Source organism: Streptomyces sp. PT12, from assembly GCF_003311645.1.
Lineage (GTDB): Bacteria > Actinomycetota > Actinomycetes > Streptomycetales > Streptomycetaceae > Streptomyces.
Map to the genome: position 1 here is coordinate 124946 of NZ_QEST01000272.1, position 18529 is coordinate 143474.

Here is an 18529-nt window from a genome sequence, read left to right on the forward strand (position 1 = left end):
GGCCCGGTGGCCAAGCCGCCGAGCGCTGGACCTCCGGCGAGCGGGCCGCCTCCTGTGGGGAGGTCGCCTGTCGTCGGCCCGGGGCACGGCCCGGCCGTTCCCGGCCCGGCAGGGCATTCCTCCATGGTGGGGCGCCCACCGATGGGCGGCATGCCGAGCAACGGCGCTCTCATTCCCCGAACGCCAGCCCAGAGCGGGATCTACGGGGGAGTGCCGCGCCCCGCGGAACGGCTCAGCCGAGGTCTGCCCCTGGGCAACGCCATCGGTCTGGGGGCGGTTCCGGCGATGCGTGATCCAGCCACAGGGGCGGTCCACGGGCCCGGAGGTGGTCTGGTCGGACGACCTGTCGGCGCGGTGAACGCCAGCCCTCACCGGCCCACACCGCCTTCCCAAGCGCCCCGGGTGACGGGGCGGCCTCTGGTGCCGAAGCCCGGTCGCCGCCGCAGGAGGAAGCTGGACGATCGCGAACGACACGACAAGGACCGCTGATTCGATGACTCCCCCCACGCCCTCAACTCACCGACGTGGTAAGTCCCTCTCGCTGTTATTGGCGGGGATGGTCTTCTGCGGCACGGCTCTGGCTCCGCACGCGGCTGCCGAAGGTCCCCAGGACCCCTGGTACATGAGCACGTGGCGGGTCCAGGAGATGTGGGAGCAGACGAGAGGGGAGGGCGTCACGGTGGCGGTTCTCGACTCCGGGGTGGATGCGTCCCTCCCACACCTTGAGGGTCAGGTCATGGAAGGTGCCGACTTCACCCGCGACCCCGAGGGGGCTCATTACGACACCGAAGGCCATGGCACCGTCATGGCGGGGGTCATCGCGGGTACCGGTGAGGGGGGCGGAATCCAGGGGCTCGCTCCCGGGGCCGAGATCCTTCCTGTTCGGGTCGCCGACAGCGCCAGTTGGGACTTCGGTCTGGAGGACCGTTTCGCCGAGGCGATCCAATACGCCGTCGACTCCGGCGCCAAGATCATCAATATTGCGGTGGGTTCGGAGGTGGCCAGCGGCAATCCCGAGGAGCTATATGCCGCTATCGATGAGGCAGTACGCAGCGATGTGCTGATCTTCGCGGCTGCTGGAAATTCCGCCGAGTACTCGAATCTGGTCAGCCAGCCTGCGAATTATGACGGAATCGTCGGTATCGGAGCGGTTGACAGAAATGGTGACCGCGCTGTCTATTCGACTCCCAGCCCTTATGTAGCGCTCTCCGCACCCGGCAATGATGTGCCGGGATACTGCCCCGACCGGTCATGGGAGGAGGCCTGCCTCGTCGAACGTGGCGGCACCAGCGTTGCTACGGCCCTCACCTCCGCCTCGGCGGCTCTCATCTGGTCCGCTCATCCCGACTGGACCAAGAACCAAGTGCTTCGCGCGCTGGCGCAGACCGCCGAGGGGGATGGTCGGAGGGATGACAACGTCGGGTTCGGGATGATCCGGCCCGATCGGGTGATCCTCGACGAAGGGGTGGATCCCGGAGAGCCGGACGTCAATCCGATGTTCGACGCCTACGAGCGATCACTCGACCCCCCCGTCTCACCCGAGCCGGTCCCCGATGAGGAGCCCGCGGGGGAGCCCGAGGAAGAGGAACCGGCCGATGAGGACGCCGTTCCTGAGGGGGAGGAGCGGAGCGACGCGTCCGCCAGTGGAGCCGGGGGCGACGGTGGTGGCGGCAACGCGCCCGCGCTCATCGGCGTCATCGGGGGGTTGATCATTCTGGGCGGCGTGGCTGCCGCGGTGATCGTGAACCGCCGCAGAACCGCCTAGCCGTTCACAGCAAGAACAGCACTCACACAAGGGGAGGGTATGCATGTCCGACCAGATGCCTACGGACAATCTTCGGTTCAGCAATGAAACCATCCAGGCGCTGATCAATTCGCTCAACCAGGAGATCGAGCTTCTTCAGGGCAGCAAAGGCAAGCTGGAGGCCACGACGACGGAGGTCATGGCTGGCTGGCAGGGCCAGGCGGGCTCCCGCTTCGGCGCGGGCCAGCAGGAGGCCAACCTCAACCTCGACCGCCTCATCAGGTCACTGGAGAACCTACGCGGGCTGGTCGAGATGAGCCGGAACGACTTCGACGACCTGGAGCAGCAGCAGCTCGACGACATGCTGCGCGCCCAGTCGGGCCTGGCCAACATCAACAGCTCCGGCTTCGAGAACCTCGCCTGAGGGGAATGGGACATGAGCGATTTCACCAGCGTCAACTACTCCGCGCTCAGCGGTGGTTCCGAGGGCCTGACCGTCGAGGAGCGCCAGCTGCTCGACCGCCTCGAGGCACTGAAGGCGGCCCTCAGGTGGGCCGCCGAGGGCTGGACCGGTGAGGCGCAGCGCGCCTTCGCGATCAACATGAACGCCTTCTCCGAGGAGCTGGACAAGCTCCGCGTCGTCCTCGGCTCCACGGGCAACGCCCTAGAGACGGCCGGGATCAACTACCGGGCCGTCGACCTCCGTTCCGCCAACCGCATGGGCTGACCCACCGCATGGGCTGACCCACCGCAGGCACCCGAAGGGGGTGGCGCCGCGAGCCGGTGCCACCCCCTTCGGCGCCCCTCGCGCACGCGCGGCGGCCCGCCTACTGCTCCGGCAGCCACCCCAGCTGGACCAGCGGACGCCCTCGCCGTCGCGACGCGAACTGCGCCCGGCCCGGCGGCAGCGGCCGCGCCCGCATCGAGGGGAAGATCTCGCCCTCCTTGGGATCCCCGGACAGGACCAGCCCCTGGGCCCCCAACTCCCTCAGCCGCTGCACGAACGGCTCGAACATCGCCCGTGAGACGCCCGCCGCGCTCCGCGCCACGACGAAGTGGATGCCCACGTCCCTCGCGTACGGCAGGTGCTCCACCAGGTGCGCCAGGGGATTCCGGCTGGTCGCCGAGACCAGGTCGTAGTCGTCGACCACGACGAACAGCCGCGGCCCCGACCACCACGAGCGTGCCTTCAGCTCCTCGATGCCGATGTCCTCCTTGGGCGCCCGCTTCTCGAAGATCTTGTCGAGCGAGACGACGTCCTGCGTCAGCCGCGTCTCCGTCGTCGAATAGCTGGCGATGTACTCCTGCGGCGCCGCCGCCATCAGCGTCCTGCGGTAGTCGGTGACGATGAAGCGCACGTCCTCCGGCGTGTACCGCTCGACCAGCTTGCGCATCACCAGCCGCAGCGCCGACGACTTCCCCGACTCGCTCTCGCCGATCACCATCAGGAACGGGTCCCGGTCGAAGTTGACGAAGACCGGCTCCAGATCGTCCTCGCCCACGCCGATCGCGATGCCGTCCTCGGGCCGTTCGAAGCCCTTCGGCAGGTCCTCCGCGGCCAGCCGCCGCGGCAGCATCCGCACCGCGGGCGCCTCGGGCCCCCGCCACCCGGCGCGCACCGCCTCGATCAACGACGCCGTCCCCTCGGCCAGATCGGCCGTGCGGCCCGCCCCGTCGAGGCGCGGCAGCGCCACCATCCAGTGCAGCCGGTCCGGCGTCTGCCCGCGCCCCGGCACGTCCGCGGGGATCGCCGCGGCCACCTTCCTGTCGAACTCCGAGTCGAGCGTGTCGCCGAGCCGCAGCTCCAGGCGGTTGGTCAGCTGATCCTTGAGCGCCGGGCGCATCTCCATGTACCGGGACGCCGTGACCACCAGATGGACGCCGTACCCCAGGCCGCGCGCCGCGATGTCGTTGATCACCGGCTCGAGCGCCATGTCGTAGTCCTGCTTGAACGCCGCCCACCCGTCGATCAGCAGGAAGACATCGCCCCACCGCTGGTCGGCCAGCTGGCCCGCGCCGCGCATCCGCCGGTAGGTGTCCATCGAGTCGATGCCCTGCCTGCGGAACAGGTCCTCGCGCGCCGCAAGCACCCCGGCGACCTCCGACACCGTCCGCCGCACCCGGTCGGGGTCGAGTCGCGACGCCACCCCGCCCACATGCGGCAGGTCCCCCATCGCGGCAAGACCGCCCCCGCCGAAGTCGAGCCCGTAGAACTGCGCCTCCGCCGACGTGTGCGTCAGCGCGAACGAGGCGATCAACGTCCGCAGCAGCGTGGACTTCCCCGACCTGGGCCCGCCGACGATCAGCATGTGCCCGCCCGCGCCCGAGAAGTCGCGGAACAGCACCTCCCTGCGCTGCTCGAACGGCTTGTCCACCACGCCGAGCGGGACCGTCAACGCCGCCTGCCCCGACGCCTGGAGGCCGCGCCCCTCCACCACGTGCAGCTCGGGAAGCAGCTCGTCCATCGTCACGGCCGCGTCAAGCGGCGGCAGCCACACCTGATGGGCCGCCGGGCCCTGCCCCTCGATCCTGCGGACGATCACGTCGAGGACCGTCTCGGCCAGCGCGTCGTCGGCGCCGCCCGCCCCGCCGCCCGCCGCCGCGGCGGGCTCGGGCTCAGGGTCCGCGTACCGCACCGGCACCGGTGCCGCCGTGAACACCACGGGCCGCCTGCTGACCGGCCGCAACGCCCCCACCTCGGCCCGCTGGGACGGCTTGCGGTAGGGGCCGGACACATACGCCGCCTTGAAGCGCGTCATCTGCTCCGTGCCCGACTTCAGCAGCCCCGAGCCCGGCACCTGGGGCAGGTGGTACGCGTCCGGCACGCCGATCGCCGTCCGCGACTCGGCGGCCGAGAACGTCCGCAGCCCGATCCGGTACGACAGATAGGTGTCGAGCCCCCGCAGGCGCCCCTCCTCCAACCGCTGCGAGGCCAGCAGCAGATGGACCCCGAGCGACCGGCCGATGCGGCCGATCTGGATGAACATGTCGATAAAGTCGGGCTTGGCCGACAGCAGCTCGCTGAACTCGTCGATCACCAGCACCAGCGAGGCCAGCGGCTCGAGCCGGGCCCCCGCCGCCCGCGCCCGCTCGTAGTCGTGGAGATTCGCGTAGTTCCCCGCCGCGCGCAGCAGCTCCTGGCGCCGCTGCAACTCCCCCCTGATGGAGTCGCCCATGCGGTCCACCAGCGTCAGGTCGTCCGCGAGGTTCGTGATGACCGCCGACACGTGCGGCAGCCCCGCCATGCCCGTGAACGTCGCGCCGCCCTTGAAGTCGGCCAGCACGAAGTTCAGCGTCTCGGAGGTGTGCGTCACGGCGAGCCCGAGCACCAGCGTGCGCAGCAGCTCCGACTTGCCCGAGCCGGTCGCCCCGACGCACAGGCCGTGCGGACCCATGCCCTCACGCGCCGCCTCCTTGAGGTCCAGCATCACCGGCTGGCCCTCCTCGTCCACCCCGATCGGCACCCGCAGCTGCTCGCCCGCCGACCGCGGCCGCCACGTCCGCGCCACGTCGACCGACGCCGGGTCGCCGAGGCCGAGCAGCTCGGCGAAGTCGAGGTTCGCCAGCAGCGGCTCGTCCTCGTCAGCCGCCGCGCTCAGCCGCAGCGGCGCCAACTGCCGCGCCAGCGCCTCCGCCGCCGCCACCGGCAGCACGTCGGGCTCCCCCTCGAACACCATGCCGTCCTGCGCTTCGAGGCGCAGCGCCCCCGCCCGGCAGCTGATCGCCAGGCCGCCCCGCCCCGGGTCGGCGTCGCCCCGCACCAACTCCACGACGGTGACGCCCTGGAGCCCCTCAGCCGAGGCGAACGCCGACATCGGCGGAATCCGCGCCCCGTCGAGCACCAGCACCACATGCGGCTGGTCGAGCACCGGCTTGCCCCCGGGCGAGAACCGCCCCCGCCCCTCCATGCGCCCCGCCAGCTCCTGCTCCACCTCGGCCACCGAGCCGAGGATCAGCCGCCGCGAGCCCGCCCCGTCCTGCGAGGGAAGCTGCGCGTGCGGCAGCCACTTCGCCCACTCCCAGCGCTCCGCCGCCTCGCCCGAGACCCCCACCGCGATCACCACGTCCTCCGGGGAGTGCAGCGCCGCCAGTGCGCACACCAGCGAACGCGCCACCCCCTGGGCCGTCTCCGCGTCCCCCGACAGCGCGAGCCGGTAGAAGCCGCGCAGCGACACGGCCATCGGCAGCCCGTCCACCGTGCTGTGCGCGTCGAGGAAACGCCGCATGGCCCCCGCAGTCAGCGGCTCCAACTCGTCCACGGGCGCCGTCTGAGGCTCTACGAGCGGCGTCGCAAGACGGTGCTCGCCCACCCCGATCCGCACCTGCCCGAAGTCCGCATCCCCGGCCCGCCGTTCCCACACCCGGCTGCCCTCGGCGACCAGCGCCCACAGCTGCTCGGGCCGCGGATGCAGATAGAGCTGCGCGTCCCGCTGCCGCGCCGCGGTCTCCCGCACGGCGGCCCGCGTCCGCGCCAGATACTTCAGGTAGTCCCGCCGCAGCTGCGCCATCTGCCCCTGAGTCCCCCGCCGGAACCGCACGATCATGGCCACCACCATGCCCACCGTGGAGACCATCATCAGCATGCCCATGATGCGCATGAACGGGTGGGCGCCCGGCATGAAGAAGAACACCACCGAAGAGCCCATGCCGAGCATCGGCACGACCTGCATCAGCACGCCCTCCTGCTGCCCCTTGGGCAGCTCGGGAGGCGGCAGCAGCTGCACCGCCTCTCCGGGCATCTGCTCGGGAAGCGCCCTCGGCGGGCGCTTGACGACGATCTGGCTCATCCGAATTCCCCCCGGAAGAACGGCCTGTGACGCGGCGTCGATCCTAGTGGCCGCCACTGACACCACGCCGGGTAGGGTGGCGGGCGCAGTCCGTGCCCAAGGGGAGGGGAGCATGACCGTGAGCACGACCGCGTCCACCGGGGCCACCGGCTTCTGCCGGGTCACGATCGCCGCGCCGACCAGCCGTATCGACATGGCGCTGCCCTCGGACTTCCCGCTGGCCGAGCTCTACCCGGAGATCCTGCGCCTCACCGGCCTCACGCCCGAGCGCGGCGCCCCCGTCGGCTACCACCTGGTGCGCCGCGACGGCACCGTCCTCGACGGCGCGCGGACCCTGGGCGGCCAGCGGATCCTCGACGGCGACGTGCTGGCGCTGCGCCCGTTCGCCGACTCCCTGCCCCCGCCCGTCCACGACGACGTCACCGACGCGGTGGCCCACGCCGTCGCCCACGACCGGCGCCTGTGGCATGAGGGCATGCTGCGCGTCGCCGGGCTCTCCGCCGCGGGCGTCCTGGCCGCGTCGGCCGCCGTCGTCCTGTGGTACGGCGAGCCCGACCGCCACGAGATGCACGGCCTCCCCGGCGTCGTCGCGGGGCTGCTCGCCCTGCTCCTGATCGCCTTCGCCGGCGTTCGCGCCCGGGTGTACGGCGACCACGCCGCCGCCGTGGCGTTCGGGCTCGCCGCCCTGCCCCACGCGTTCGTCGGCGGCACCGGCGTCCTGCCGCTCGACGCGGGCCACGGCGTCGGCCGCCTCGAGCTGCTGCTCGGCTGCGCCGCCGTCCTGCTCGCCTCGGTCGCGCTGCTCGCCGCCGGTCCAGGCGCCACGAGCTGGTTCGCCGCGAGCGCGAGCGCCGCCGCCCTCGGCGCGCTCGCCACGTTCGGCGCCATCGTCGCCGACGCCTCGGCCGTCTCGGCCGCCGCCGTCTGCGCCCCCGTGGCGCTGGGCGCGCTGGCCTTCCTGCCCGCGCTCTCCGCCGCCCTGGTCCGCCTGCCCATCGGGTACACCGCGCCGCCCACCGGCTACGACGACGCCCCCGACCAGCAGGCCATGTCGCCGGTCGACACCGAGCGCGTCGCGGCCCAGGCCCGCCGCGGCCACCAGCTCCTGCTCGGCCTCACCGGCGGCTGCGCGGTCCTGGCCACCGCGGCCGCCGCCGTGCTCGGCTTCTCGGACAACGGGTGGGGCCGCCTCCTCGCCCTGGCCACCGGCGTCGCGCTGCTCACCCGCGCCCGCCTCTTCCGGTATGCCGTGCAGGTGACGGTCCTGCTGATCGCCGGGCTCGGCTCCCTCGCGCTGCTGGTCATCGGCTTCGCCGCCGACACCTCGGCCGCCGGCGGCTCACCCGACCTGCGGACCCTGTGGCTGTCCGCCGCCCTCACCGCGGGCGCCGCCGTGCTGGCCGCCGTCGCGCTGATCGTCCCGCGCGCGGGGCTCACCCCGTTCTGGGGGCGGGTGCTCGACCTCACCGAGAGCGCCGTACTGTTGTCGCTCATCCCGCTCTGCCTGGCCGCCCTCGACGTGTACAGCGAGGCCAGAGGACTGACCAGCGGCTGATGACCACCGGATGTGCTCACCGCGCCATCCTGCTGTAGCCTGCTTAGCGGCCGTTTGCGTACGCGCCCCCGGATTCTTCTGGAGGAAGCGCTCAGCGGACCCCGCCTCCCGAGTTCAGGAAGCTCCCCCCAGGATCAGCCGAGGGGCACTCGGTGGCTACATCGGATACCGCCAAGGAGTACGTGTGTCGTCGCTCGACGTCGCCACGAAGCAGAAGATCATCGCCGAGTTCGCCACCAAGGAGGGCGACACCGGCTCCCCCGAGGTCCAGGTGGCCCTGCTGTCCCGCCGCATCTCGGACCTCACCGAGCACCTGAAGACCCACAAGCACGACCACCACTCCCGCCGGGGCCTGCTGCTCCTGGTCGGCCAGCGCCGCCGCCTGCTCCAGTATCTGGCGCGCAAGGACATCCAGCGCTTCCGCACCCTGGTGGAGCGCCTTGGCATCCGCCGCGGCGCGGCGGGCGCCAGGTAAGACGCCGAAGAGGGAGCGGCCACCCGCGCGGGGCCGCTCCCTTCGCCGTATCCGGTCCGGCACGGACCGAAACCGCGCCCGGGGCCGCCCGCCTTTGTAGGCTGGTCCCACGACACAACGGAAAACGACGCATGCATGAGGCGGAGCGCCTTCTCACCGTCGCCGGTCCTCGGTAGTGGCCCCCGGGCTGCTCTCCCGGAGGCTTCGATCGATGGCCGGCCCGTCGGGAGGTGCTCCACCCGCTGCCCCGCACCGCGCGGGGCGCAGAAGAGGAGATTCACCAAGGTGGAGAACGAGACCCACTACGCCGAAGCCGTCATCGACAACGGCGCCTTCGGCACCCGCACCATCCGCTTCGAGACCGGCCGCCTTGCCAGGCAGGCCGCCGGTTCCGCGGTGGCCTACCTGGACGACGACACCATGGTTCTTTCGGCCACCACGGCATCGAAGAACCCCAAGGACCAGCTGGACTTCTTCCCGCTGACCGTCGACGTGGAAGAGCGCATGTACGCCGCGGGCAAGATCCCCGGCTCCTTCTTCCGCCGCGAGGGCCGCCCCTCCGAGGACGCCATCCTCACCTGTCGCCTGATCGATCGCCCGCTGCGCCCGTCGTTCAAGAAGGGCCTGCGCAACGAGATCCAGATCGTCGAGACGATCATGGCGCTCAACCCCGACCACCTCTACGACGTGGTCGCCATCAACGCCGCCTCCTGCTCCACGCAGCTGGCGGGACTGCCGTTCTCCGGCCCCATCGGCGGCACCCGCGTCGCGCTCATCCGCGGCCAGTGGGTGGCGTTCCCGACCCACACCGAGCTGGAGGAGGCCGTCTTCGACATGGTCGTCGCCGGCCGCGTGCTGCCGGACGGCGATGTCGCGATCATGATGGTCGAGGCCGAGGCCACCGACAAGACGATCGAGCTGGTCAAGGGCGGCGCCCAGGCTCCGACCGAGGAGGTCGTGGCCGCCGGGCTCGAGGCCGCGAAGCCGTTCATCAAGGTGCTGTGCCGGGCGCAGTCCGACCTCGCCGCCAAGGCGGCCAAGCCCACCGGCGAGTTCCCCGTCTTCCTCGACTACCAGGACGACGTCTTCGACGCGCTGTCCCAGGCCGTCCGCGGCGAGCTGGCGCAGGCCCTCACCATCGCGGGCAAGCAGGAGCGCGATGGCGAGCTCGACCGCATCAAGACGGTCGCGGCCGACAAGCTGCTGCCGCAGTTCGAGGGGCGCGAGAAGGAGATCTCCGCCGCCTACCGCTCGCTGACCAAGGAGCTGGTGCGCGAGCGCGTCATCCGCGACAAGGTCCGCATCGACGGCCGCGGCGTCACCGACATCCGTACCCTGGCCGCCGAGGTCGAGGCGATCCCGCGGGTGCACGGCTCGGCGCTGTTCGAGCGCGGCGAGACCCAGATCCTGGGCGTCACCACGCTGAACATGCTGCGCATGGAGCAGCAGCTCGACACCCTCTCGCCGGTGACCCGCAAGCGCTACATGCACAACTACAACTTCCCGCCCTACTCCACCGGCGAGACCGGCCGCGTCGGCTCCCCCAAGCGCCGCGAGATCGGCCATGGCGCCCTCGCCGAGCGCGCCCTGATCCCGGTGCTGCCGAGCCGCGAGGAGTTCCCCTACGCGATCCGCCAGGTGTCCGAGGCCCTTGGCTCCAACGGCTCGACGTCCATGGGCTCCGTGTGCGCCTCCACGATGTCCCTGCTGAACGCCGGTGTGCCGCTCAAGGCGCCGGTCGCGGGCATCGCGATGGGCCTGATCTCCCAGGAGATCGAGGGCGAGACGCACTATGTGACCCTGACGGACATCCTCGGCGCCGAGGACGCCTACGGCGACATGGACTTCAAGGTCGCTGGCACCCGCCAGTTCGTCACCGCGCTCCAGCTCGACACCAAGCTGGACGGCATCCCCGCCTCCGTGCTGGCCGCCGCCCTCAAGCAGGCCCGCGACGCGCGGCTGCACATCCTCGACGTGATGAACGAGGCGATCGACGTCCCCGACGAGATGTCGCCCAACGCCCCGCGCATCATCACGGTGAAGATCCCGGTCGACAAGATCGGTGAGGTCATCGGCCCCAAGGGCAAGATGATCAACCAGATCCAGGAGGACACCGGCGCTGACATCACCATCGAGGACGACGGCACGATCTACATCGGCGCCGCCGACGGCCCCTCGGCGGAGGCCGCCCGCACCACGATCAACGGCATCGCGAACCCCACGATGCCCGAGGTCGGCGAGCGGTACCTCGGCACCGTGGTGAAGACGACGACCTTCGGGGCGTTCGTCTCCCTGCTGCCGGGCAAGGACGGCCTGCTGCACATCTCGCAGATCCGCAAGCTGGCCGGGGGCAAGCGCGTGGAGAACGTCGACGACGTCCTGGGCGTCGGCCAGAAGGTGCAGGTCGAGATCGCCGAGATCGACCAGCGCGGCAAGCTCTCCCTGATCCCGGTCCTCGATGAGGACACGGCCGACGGCGACGCGGCCGAGGCGGGGAAGGACGCTGCCGAGAAGTGAGGCGCACCACCCGTACCACGACGGCCCGTCCCACCACCTCGGTGGGGCGGGCCGTGCCCGGTCAGCGCCGCGCCGACGGCGGCAGGGGCGCCGTGCGCAAGACGGTCCTGCCCGGCGGACTGCGGATCGTCACCGAGGCCGTTCCCGGCGTCCGCTCCGTGACGTTCGGCATCTGGGCGCGCGTCGGATCCCGCGACGAGACCCCCGCCCTCAACGGCGCCACCCACTATCTGGAACACCTGCTGTTCAAGGGCACCGAGCGGCGCTCCGCCCTGGACATCTCCTCCGCGGTGGACGCGGTGGGCGGCGAGATGAACGCCTTCACCACCAAGGAGTTCACCTGCTACTACGCCCGCGTCCTCGACGTGGACCTGCCGCTCGCCATCGACATCGTCTGCGACATGCTCACGTCATCAGTGATTGCGCCCGATGAGGTGGAGGCGGAGCGCGGGGTCATCCTCGAGGAGATCGCGATGACCGAGGACGACCCGAGCGACACGGTGCACGACCTGTTCGCCACGACGCTGCTGGGCGACAGCCCTCTGGGCCGCCCCGTGCTCGGCACCGTCGAGACGGTCAACGAGCTGACGCGCGACCGCGTCGCCCGCTTCTACCGCCGCCACTACCAGCCGCCCCGCCTGGTCGTCACCGCGGCCGGGAACGTGGCGCACGACGCCGTGGTCGACGCGGTGGGCGCCGCGTTCGAACGCGCGGGGGCGCTCTCCCGCGGCGACGCCGAGCCCGTGGGCCCGCGCACCGGCCACCGCGCCCTGCGCTCCACGGGGCGTGTCGAGGTGCTCGAACGCCCCACGGAGCAGGCCCACATGGTGCTCGGCATGCCCGGGCTCTCTCGCCACGACGAGCGCCGCTGGGCCCTGGGCGTGCTGGCCACGGCGCTGGGCGGCGGCATGAGCTCGCGCCTGTTCCAGGAGGTCAGGGAGAAGCGCGGCCTCGCCTACAGCATCTACACGCACACCTCGGGCTTCGCCGACTGCGGCCTCTTCGGCGTCTACGCGGGCTGCCGCCCCGACCGCCTCCCCGATGTCCTCAAGATCTGCCGCGAGCAGCTGGCCGATGTCGCCGAGCACGGCATCGGGGACGACGAGGCGCGCCGCGCGATCGGCCAGCTCACCGGCTCGACCGTCCTGGGCCTCGAGGACACCGGGTCCCTGATGCACCGGCTCGGCAAGAGCGAGGTGTGCTGGGGCAGGCAGCTGTCCGTCGACGACATGCTCGACCGCATCGCCGCGGTCACCCCCGACGACATCCGCCTCGTCGCCCGCGACCTCCTGGGCCGCCGCCCCTCCCTGTCCGTCATCGGCCCGCTCGACGACCGGCAGGCCGCGCGCCTGTCCGACGCGACCGTCTGAGCCCGCCCCACCCCGCAGAGCTGGAGAGAGAACGCGATGAGCAAGCTGCGCGTGGCCGTGATCGGCGCCCGAGGACGCATGGGCGCCGAGGCCGTCAGGGCGGTGAACGCCGCGGACGACATGGAGCTGGTCGCCGCGCTCGGCCGCGACGACAAGCGCGAGACGCTGACCGAGGCGGGTGCCGAGGTCGCCGTCGAGCTGACCCACCCGGACGCCTCACCCGCCAACGTCGCGTTCTGCGTGCGCCACGGCATCCACGCCGTCGTCGGCACCACGGGCTGGACCGCGGAACGCCTCGCCACGCTGCGCGGCCAGCTCGCCGACGCCCCGGGCACGGGCGTGCTGATCGCCCCCAACTTCGGCATCGGCGCCGTTCTCACGATGCGGTTCGCCCAGCAGGCGGCGCGCTTCTTCGAGTCGGTGGAGATCGTCGAGCTGCACCACCCCGGCAAGGCCGACGCCCCCAGCGGCACCGCGGTCCGCACCGCCGAGCTCATCGGCGAGGCCCGCGCGGCCGCCGGGCTGCCCGCCCAGCCCGACGCCACGAGCTCCGCGCTCGACGGCGCCCGCGGCGCCGACGTCGCGGGGGTGCCGGTGCACGCGGTGAGGCTGCGCGGCCTGGTCGCCCACCAGGAGGTGCTGTTCGGCGACGAGGGGGAGACGTTCACCCTCAGGCACGACTCCATGAACCGGGGCTCGTTCATGCCCGGCGTGCTGCTCGGCGTGCGGCGGGTCGGCGGGGCGCCGGGGCTCACCCTCGGCCTGGAGCACTTCATGGACCTGGACGGCTGAGCCGTGCGCGACCGGATCGTCCACGCGCTGCTGTGCGGTGCCCTGCTGGTCTACTTCGGTCTCGTCGGGCACCGCGGGGTGCTGCTCATCCAGGAGGGCACCCCGGTGACGGTCGGCCTGGGCGCCGCCGTGCTGGTGCTGCCGCTGATCGGCGGCTGGTTCCTGTGGCGCAGCCTCAGGTTCGTGATGAACGCCAACCGGCTGGCCCGCGAGCTCGACGCCGAGGGCGGGCTCCCCGTGGACGACCTGCCGCGCACCCCCAGCGGCCGCGTGGACCGTGCGGCGGCCGACGCGGCGTTCGCCGTGCGCAAGGCCGAGACGGAGGAGCGGCCCGACGACTGGCGCTGCTGGTTCCGTCTCGCGGTGGCCTACCACGACGCGCGGGACACGCCACGCGCCCGCAGGGCGATGCAGCACGCGATCGACCTGCGCGCCGCCGCGGGAACGCCCGCCGCGGGAACGGCCGGGGAGCGGGCGCCGCGCTGACGGTGCCCCGCGTCAACGGTGCTCAGCGGCCCACGCCTCCAGCACGTCGGCCGCCCGGTCGAACGCCTCGGGCCTGGCCAGGAAGTCGGCGTTGTGGTCGGTCAGCAGGGTGCGCAACGCCTCACCGCGCCGCCGCTCCACCTGGAGGGCCTGGCCTTGGACGCTGCGCGGCAGGCCGAGCCACTTCACGGGCTGCTGCACGGTGCTCACCCGGGAGACCTCACGCCAGCGCACGGTCTGGGTCCACAGCAGGCCCACGCGGCGCAGCCCACGCGCGCTGACCCAGATGCCCATGCGCAGCAGCCGCAGCGCGAACGCGATCACGACGGCGGCGGCCACCAGGGTGGCGACGGCGCCGGTGGGCGATCCGGCCAGCACGATGATCAGCGCGGAGATGAGCAGATAGGCCGCGATCAGCAGCGTCACCGCGGCGGCGCCGACGCGCCAGGGCCCTGGGCGGTAGGGGCGGCGCCAGGAGTCGGGACCCGCGTGGGGCAGGGCCGTCTCCGAGAGAGGGCCGGCGGAGTCGCGATCGGCCGCGAGAAAGTTCAGGGGCACGGCTGGTCCTCGTTTGTGTCACAGGCGGGGCTGTGAACGGTGAGGCTACCGCGCCGTGCTGCCGTCGGCTGCGCTCGGGGCCTCGGGAAGCGGCGGCTGCTCGACATCGAGGGCGGGACGGGCGAGCAGGAGGGTGCCTATCAGGCTGGATATCACGACAAGCCCGGTCAGCACCCCGCCGAGTATGTGGCCGGGGGAGGGGCGGGAGCGCGGCAGGGCCACATTCCCGTGAAAGTCGTCGTGCTGGACCATGAGGACACTCCTCATCTGATGAGACCACTAACAAAGGTATCAGCTGAACAATCCGACACATCGGTCACGGTCCTCTTTATCCCGTTACCCGACCCGGAATCCGGCGCCGGGACGGCCGTCACTAGGGTTGAGCCGCTCAGCCGTTACGTGGAAGGGACCCCCTGGTGACCGAGACCCCGAGTTTCCGCAGCGACATCACCGTCGAGCTGGTCAAGCACAGCGCCTCGGACACCGACGTCCTCTGGGCCGCCCGGGTCTCCACGGCGGGGGAGCAGTCCATCGACGAGATCGGCAAGGACCCCGAGCGGTCCAGGGGCCTGCTCAACTTCCTGATGCGCGACCGCCACGGGAGCCCGTTCGAGCACAACTCGATGACCTTCCTGATCACCGCCCCGATCTTTGTCTTCCGCGAGTTCCACCGGCACCGCGTCGGCTGGTCGTACAACGAGGAGAGCGGCCGGTACCGCCAGCTTCAGCCGGTGTTCTACGTCCCGGGCCCCGACCGCAAGCTGGTGCAGCGCGGCCGCCCTGGGAAGTACGAGTTCGTGCCGGGCAGCGACGAGCAGCACGCGGTCGTCGGCAAGGTGATGGAGGAGTCCTACCGGCAGGCGTACGCCGCGTACCAGGAGATGCTCGCCGCGGGCGTCGCCAGGGAGGTCGCGAGGGCCGTCCTGCCGGTCGGCCTCTTCTCCTCCATGTACGCCACGTGCAACGCCCGCTCGCTCATGCACTTCCTCGGCTTGCGCACGCGCGACGAGCGCGCCACGGTGCCGACGTTCCCCCAGCGCGAGATCGAGATGGTCGGCGAGCGGATGGAGGAGGAGTGGGCCCGCCTGATGCCCCTCACTCACGCCGCGTTCAACGCGAATGGCCGCGTCGCCCCCTAGAGATCTCCCCCTAGAACCTGTGCGGTCGTGGGCCCCAGCCCACCCGAAGTGTCCATATTGCGACATTTCGCGAAGTTCATTTAGGGTGAATGAACGGACCCGGCGCTGCCTGAACCCCCGAGCAGGCAGCGCCGGGATCCACAGGATGCCCGCCCCGATGGATCCGAGCATGCTGAGCTGCGAGTAGCGTGGAACCTATGGCTTCGACCTCCACTCCGCAGACCCCCTTCGGGCGGGTCTTGACCGCCATGGTCACGCCATTCACGGCGGACGGCGCCCTCGACACGGACGGCGCCCAGCGGCTCGCCACCCACCTCGTGGACGCGGGCAACGACGGCCTGATCGTCAACGGCACCACCGGCGAGTCCCCGACCACGAGCGACGCGGAGAAATCACGGCTGGTACGCGCCGTGGTCGAGGCCGTCGGCGATCGCGCGCACGTCGTCGCGGGGGTCGGCACCAACGACACCCGGCACTCCGTCGAGCTGGCGAAGGCCGCCGAGGACGCCGGGGCCCATGGGCTCCTCACCGTCACCCCGTACTACAACAAGCCCCCACAAGAGGGCCTTTACCAGCACTTCACCACCGTCGCGGACGCCACAGGGCTGCCGGTGATGCTCTACGACATCCCCGGGCGCAGCGGAGTGCCGATCAACACCGAGACCATGGTCCGCCTCGCCGACCACCCCCGCATCGTCGCCAACAAGGACGCCAAGGGCGACCTCGGCCGCGCCAGCTGGGCCATCGCCACGACCGGCCTCGCGTGGTACTCGGGCGACGACATGCTCAACCTCCCGCTGCTGTCCGTCGGCGCCGTCGGCTTCGTCTCCGTCGTCGGCCATGTGGTGACCCCCGAGCTGCGCGCTCTCGTGGACGCCCACACCAGCGGCGACGTCGCCAAGGCGACCGAGATCCACCAGAAGCTTCTGCCGGTCTTCACCGGCATGTTCCGCACCCAGGGCGTCATCACCTCCAAGGCGGCCCTGGCCTTCCAGGGCCTGCCAGGCGGCCCGCTCCGCCTCCCCCTCGTCGGCCTCAGCCCCGAGGAGACCGAGCAGCTGAAGCGGGATCTCGCCGCCGGCGGGGTACAGAACTGAAAACACACGAACGTTGCCCGCGCGACGCGCATCACCGCGCGCCGGGTGATAACTGAATACCGACCAGTGCACACAGTCACGCGCGCCACGTGCCCCCCGTTACGACCGGGGCAGGTGGCGCGCGTGGTCAGGAGAGTCTCTTGAGTCATCCGCACCCAGAACTCGGCCGTCCGCCGAGGCTTCCTGAGGGTGGCCTACGCGTTACCCCGCTCGGCGGCCTGGGCGAAATCGGCCGCAACATGACCGTCTTCGAATACGGCGGACGGTTGCTCATCGTCGACTGCGGCGTGCTCTTTCCCGAGCAGGAACAACCCGGAATCGATCTGATTCTGCCGGACTTCAGCTCGATCAAGACACGCCTCGACGACATCGACGGCATCGTCCTCACCCATGGCCACGAGGACCACATCGGCGGCGTCCCCTTCCTGCTCCGTGAGAAGCCGGACATCCCGCTCATCGGCTCCAAGCTCACCCTCGCCCTGCTCGAGGCCAAGCTCCAGGAGCACCGCATCCGCCCCTACACGCTCGAGGTGAGCGAGGGCCACCGCGAGCGGATCGGGCCGTTCGACTGCGAGTTCGTCTCCGTCAACCACTCGATCCCCGACGCGCTCGCCGTCGCCATCCGCACCCCCGCGGGCCTCGCCGTGCACACCGGCGACTTCAAGATGGACCAGCTGCCGCTCGACGGCCGCCTCACCGACCTGCGCGCGTTCGCCCGCCTCGGCGAGGAGGGCATCGACCTGCTGCTCGCCGACTCGACCAACGCGGAGGTCCCCGGCTTCGTCCCGCCCGAGCGCGAGATCTCCGGCGTGCTGCGCCAGGTCTTCGCCCGGGCGGAGAAGCGCATCATCGTGGCCAGCTTCGCCAGCCATGTGCACCGCATCCAGCAGATCGTCGACGCGGCCCATGAACACGGCCGCCGCATCGCGTTCGTCGGCCGCTCGATGGTCCGCAACATGGGCATCGCCCGCGACCTCGGCTACCTTCGCGTGCCCGCGGGACTCATCGTCGACGTCAAGGCGCTCGACGACCTGGCCGACCGCGAGGTCGTCCTCGTCTGCACCGGCTCCCAGGGGGAGCCGATGGCCGCGTTGTCGCGCATGGCCAACCGCGACCACCAGATCAGGATCGTCGACGGCGACACGGTGATCCTCGCCTCCTCTCTGATCCCGGGGAACGAGAACGCCGTCTACCGCGTGATCAACGGTCTGACCAGGTGGGGTGCCAACGTCGTCCACAAGGGCAACGCCAAGGTCCACGTCTCCGGACACGCCTCCGCGGGCGAGCTGTTGTACTTCTACAACATCTGCCAGCCGAAGAACCTCATGCCCGTCCACGGCGAATGGCGCCACCTGCGCGCCAACGCCGAGCTGGGCGCGGCGACCGGCATCCCCGCCGAACGCATCGTCATCGCTGAGGACGGCGTCGTCGTCGACCTGGTCGACGGCAAGGCGAAGATCGCGGGCAAGGTGCAGGCCGGATACGTGTATGTGGACGGCCTGTCGGTCGGCGACATCACCGAGTCGAGCCTGAAGGACCGTCGGATCCTGGGCGACGAGGGCTTCATCACCGTCTTCGTCGTCGTGGACAGCAGCACCGGCAAGATCGTGAGCGGCCCCAGCATCCACTCGCGGGGCTCCGGTATCGAGGACTCCGACTTCGCCGCGGTCATCCCCAAGATCGACGAGGTGCTGGCCAAGTCCGCCCAGGACGGAGTGGTCGAGCCCCGCCAACTCCAGCAGCTGGTACGGCGAACGGTCGGCAAGTGGGTCTCGGACACCTACCGCCGACGCCCGATGATCATGCCCGTGGTCATGGACGTCTGACCCCTTCGCGGGCCCCATCTGGCAGCGGAGCGCCAGGATTTGCATCCAGGCGCTCCGCTCCAGTACGTTTACGACACCGCCGCAACGGGAAGCCGAGGTCGGCGGCCGGAGGCGCCCTCCACGGGAGCGTCCGTTCCTTGAGAACTCAACAGCGTGCCAAAAGTCAATGCCAGTTTATTGATG

Annotated in this window: 15 protein-coding genes; 12 read left to right on the top strand and 3 right to left on the bottom strand. The window is 71.1% G+C overall.

Annotation, left to right across the window (positions count from 1 at the left end; translation table 11 throughout):
• Nucleotides 1-646: 646 nt before the first annotated feature.
• Genes DEH69_RS28955 through DEH69_RS28965 form a run of 3 tightly spaced genes read left to right on the top strand, consistent with a single transcriptional unit; the run spans nt 647 to nt 2471 of the window.
• The gene (locus DEH69_RS28955; protein WP_258535037.1) at nt 647-1765 is read left to right on the top strand and encodes a S8 family serine peptidase; all 1119 of its coding nucleotides are present in this window, start codon (nt 647-649) and stop codon (nt 1763-1765) included.
• 43 nt (nt 1766-1808) lie between these two features.
• Complete coding sequence (locus DEH69_RS28960) at nt 1809-2168, top strand: WXG100 family type VII secretion target (RefSeq protein ID WP_113689951.1); 360 nt, start codon at nt 1809-1811, stop codon at nt 2166-2168.
• Between the two features lie 12 nt (nt 2169-2180).
• On the top strand, nt 2181-2471 hold the full coding sequence (locus DEH69_RS28965; protein WP_113689952.1) for a WXG100 family type VII secretion target: 291 nt from the start codon (nt 2181-2183) through the stop codon (nt 2469-2471).
• Nucleotides 2472-2571: 100 nt separating this feature from the next.
• Here the strand turns inward: DEH69_RS28965 and eccCa are convergent, their stop codons facing one another.
• Nucleotides 2572-6531 carry a type VII secretion protein EccCa gene (eccCa, locus tag DEH69_RS28970; protein ID WP_113689953.1) on the bottom strand — a complete coding sequence of 1320 codons (3960 nt, stop codon included), beginning with the start codon at nt 6529-6531 and terminating at the stop codon, nt 2572-2574.
• A gap of 112 nt (nt 6532-6643) precedes the next feature.
• On the opposite strand from eccCa, the gene eccD reads away from it, so the two are divergent.
• The 6 genes from eccD to DEH69_RS29000 all read left to right on the top strand — a co-directional run bounded on the left by eccD (nt 6644) and on the right by DEH69_RS29000 (nt 13726).
• On the top strand, nt 6644-8086 hold the full coding sequence (gene eccD, locus DEH69_RS28975; protein ID WP_113689954.1) for a type VII secretion integral membrane protein EccD: 1443 nt from the start codon (nt 6644-6646) through the stop codon (nt 8084-8086).
• Between the two features lie 184 nt (nt 8087-8270).
• Nucleotides 8271-8561 (top strand): 30S ribosomal protein S15, encoded by a 291-nt coding sequence (gene rpsO, locus DEH69_RS28980; RefSeq protein ID WP_113689955.1) that lies wholly within the window; start codon nt 8271-8273, stop codon nt 8559-8561.
• Between the two features lie 285 nt (nt 8562-8846).
• Entirely contained in the window at nt 8847-11078 is a 2232-nt protein-coding gene (locus DEH69_RS28985) for a polyribonucleotide nucleotidyltransferase (protein ID WP_113689956.1), read from the top strand.
• A complete protein-coding gene (locus DEH69_RS28990) occupies nt 11075-12448 on the top strand; it encodes a pitrilysin family protein (RefSeq protein ID WP_113689957.1) in 1374 nt (457 codons plus the stop codon). The genes DEH69_RS28985 and DEH69_RS28990 overlap by 4 nt, the downstream gene beginning before the upstream one ends.
• A 36-nt stretch (nt 12449-12484) precedes the next feature.
• Nucleotides 12485-13240, top strand: a complete 756-nt coding sequence (gene dapB, locus DEH69_RS28995) for a 4-hydroxy-tetrahydrodipicolinate reductase (protein WP_113689958.1) — start codon at nt 12485-12487, stop codon at nt 13238-13240.
• Between the two features lie 3 nt (nt 13241-13243).
• Nucleotides 13244-13726 carry a hypothetical protein gene (locus tag DEH69_RS29000; protein ID WP_113689959.1) on the top strand — a complete coding sequence of 161 codons (483 nt, stop codon included), beginning with the start codon at nt 13244-13246 and terminating at the stop codon, nt 13724-13726.
• A 12-nt stretch (nt 13727-13738) separates the two neighbouring features.
• On the opposite strand, the gene DEH69_RS29005 is transcribed toward DEH69_RS29000, so the two are convergent.
• Nucleotides 13739-14224: a hypothetical protein gene (locus DEH69_RS29005; protein ID WP_258535038.1), complete on the bottom strand. Its 486-nt coding sequence runs from the start codon at nt 14222-14224 to the stop codon at nt 13739-13741.
• Between the two features lie 105 nt (nt 14225-14329).
• On the bottom strand, nt 14330-14536 hold the full coding sequence (locus tag DEH69_RS29010) for a hypothetical protein (RefSeq protein WP_113689961.1): 207 nt from the start codon (nt 14534-14536) through the stop codon (nt 14330-14332).
• 164 nt (nt 14537-14700) lie between these two features.
• On the opposite strand from DEH69_RS29010, the gene thyX reads away from it, so the two are divergent.
• The 3 genes from thyX to DEH69_RS29025 all read left to right on the top strand — a co-directional run bounded on the left by thyX (nt 14701) and on the right by DEH69_RS29025 (nt 18346).
• Nucleotides 14701-15423, top strand: coding sequence for an FAD-dependent thymidylate synthase (gene thyX / locus DEH69_RS29015; RefSeq protein ID WP_113689962.1), 723 nt, complete (start codon nt 14701-14703; stop codon nt 15421-15423).
• A 197-nt stretch (nt 15424-15620) separates the two neighbouring features.
• Nucleotides 15621-16520: a 4-hydroxy-tetrahydrodipicolinate synthase gene (dapA, locus tag DEH69_RS29020; protein WP_113689963.1), complete on the top strand. Its 900-nt coding sequence runs from the start codon at nt 15621-15623 to the stop codon at nt 16518-16520.
• Between the two features lie 140 nt (nt 16521-16660).
• On the top strand, nt 16661-18346 hold the full coding sequence (locus tag DEH69_RS29025) for a ribonuclease J (RefSeq protein ID WP_113689964.1): 1686 nt from the start codon (nt 16661-16663) through the stop codon (nt 18344-18346).
• Nucleotides 18347-18529: the final 183 nt, after the last annotated feature.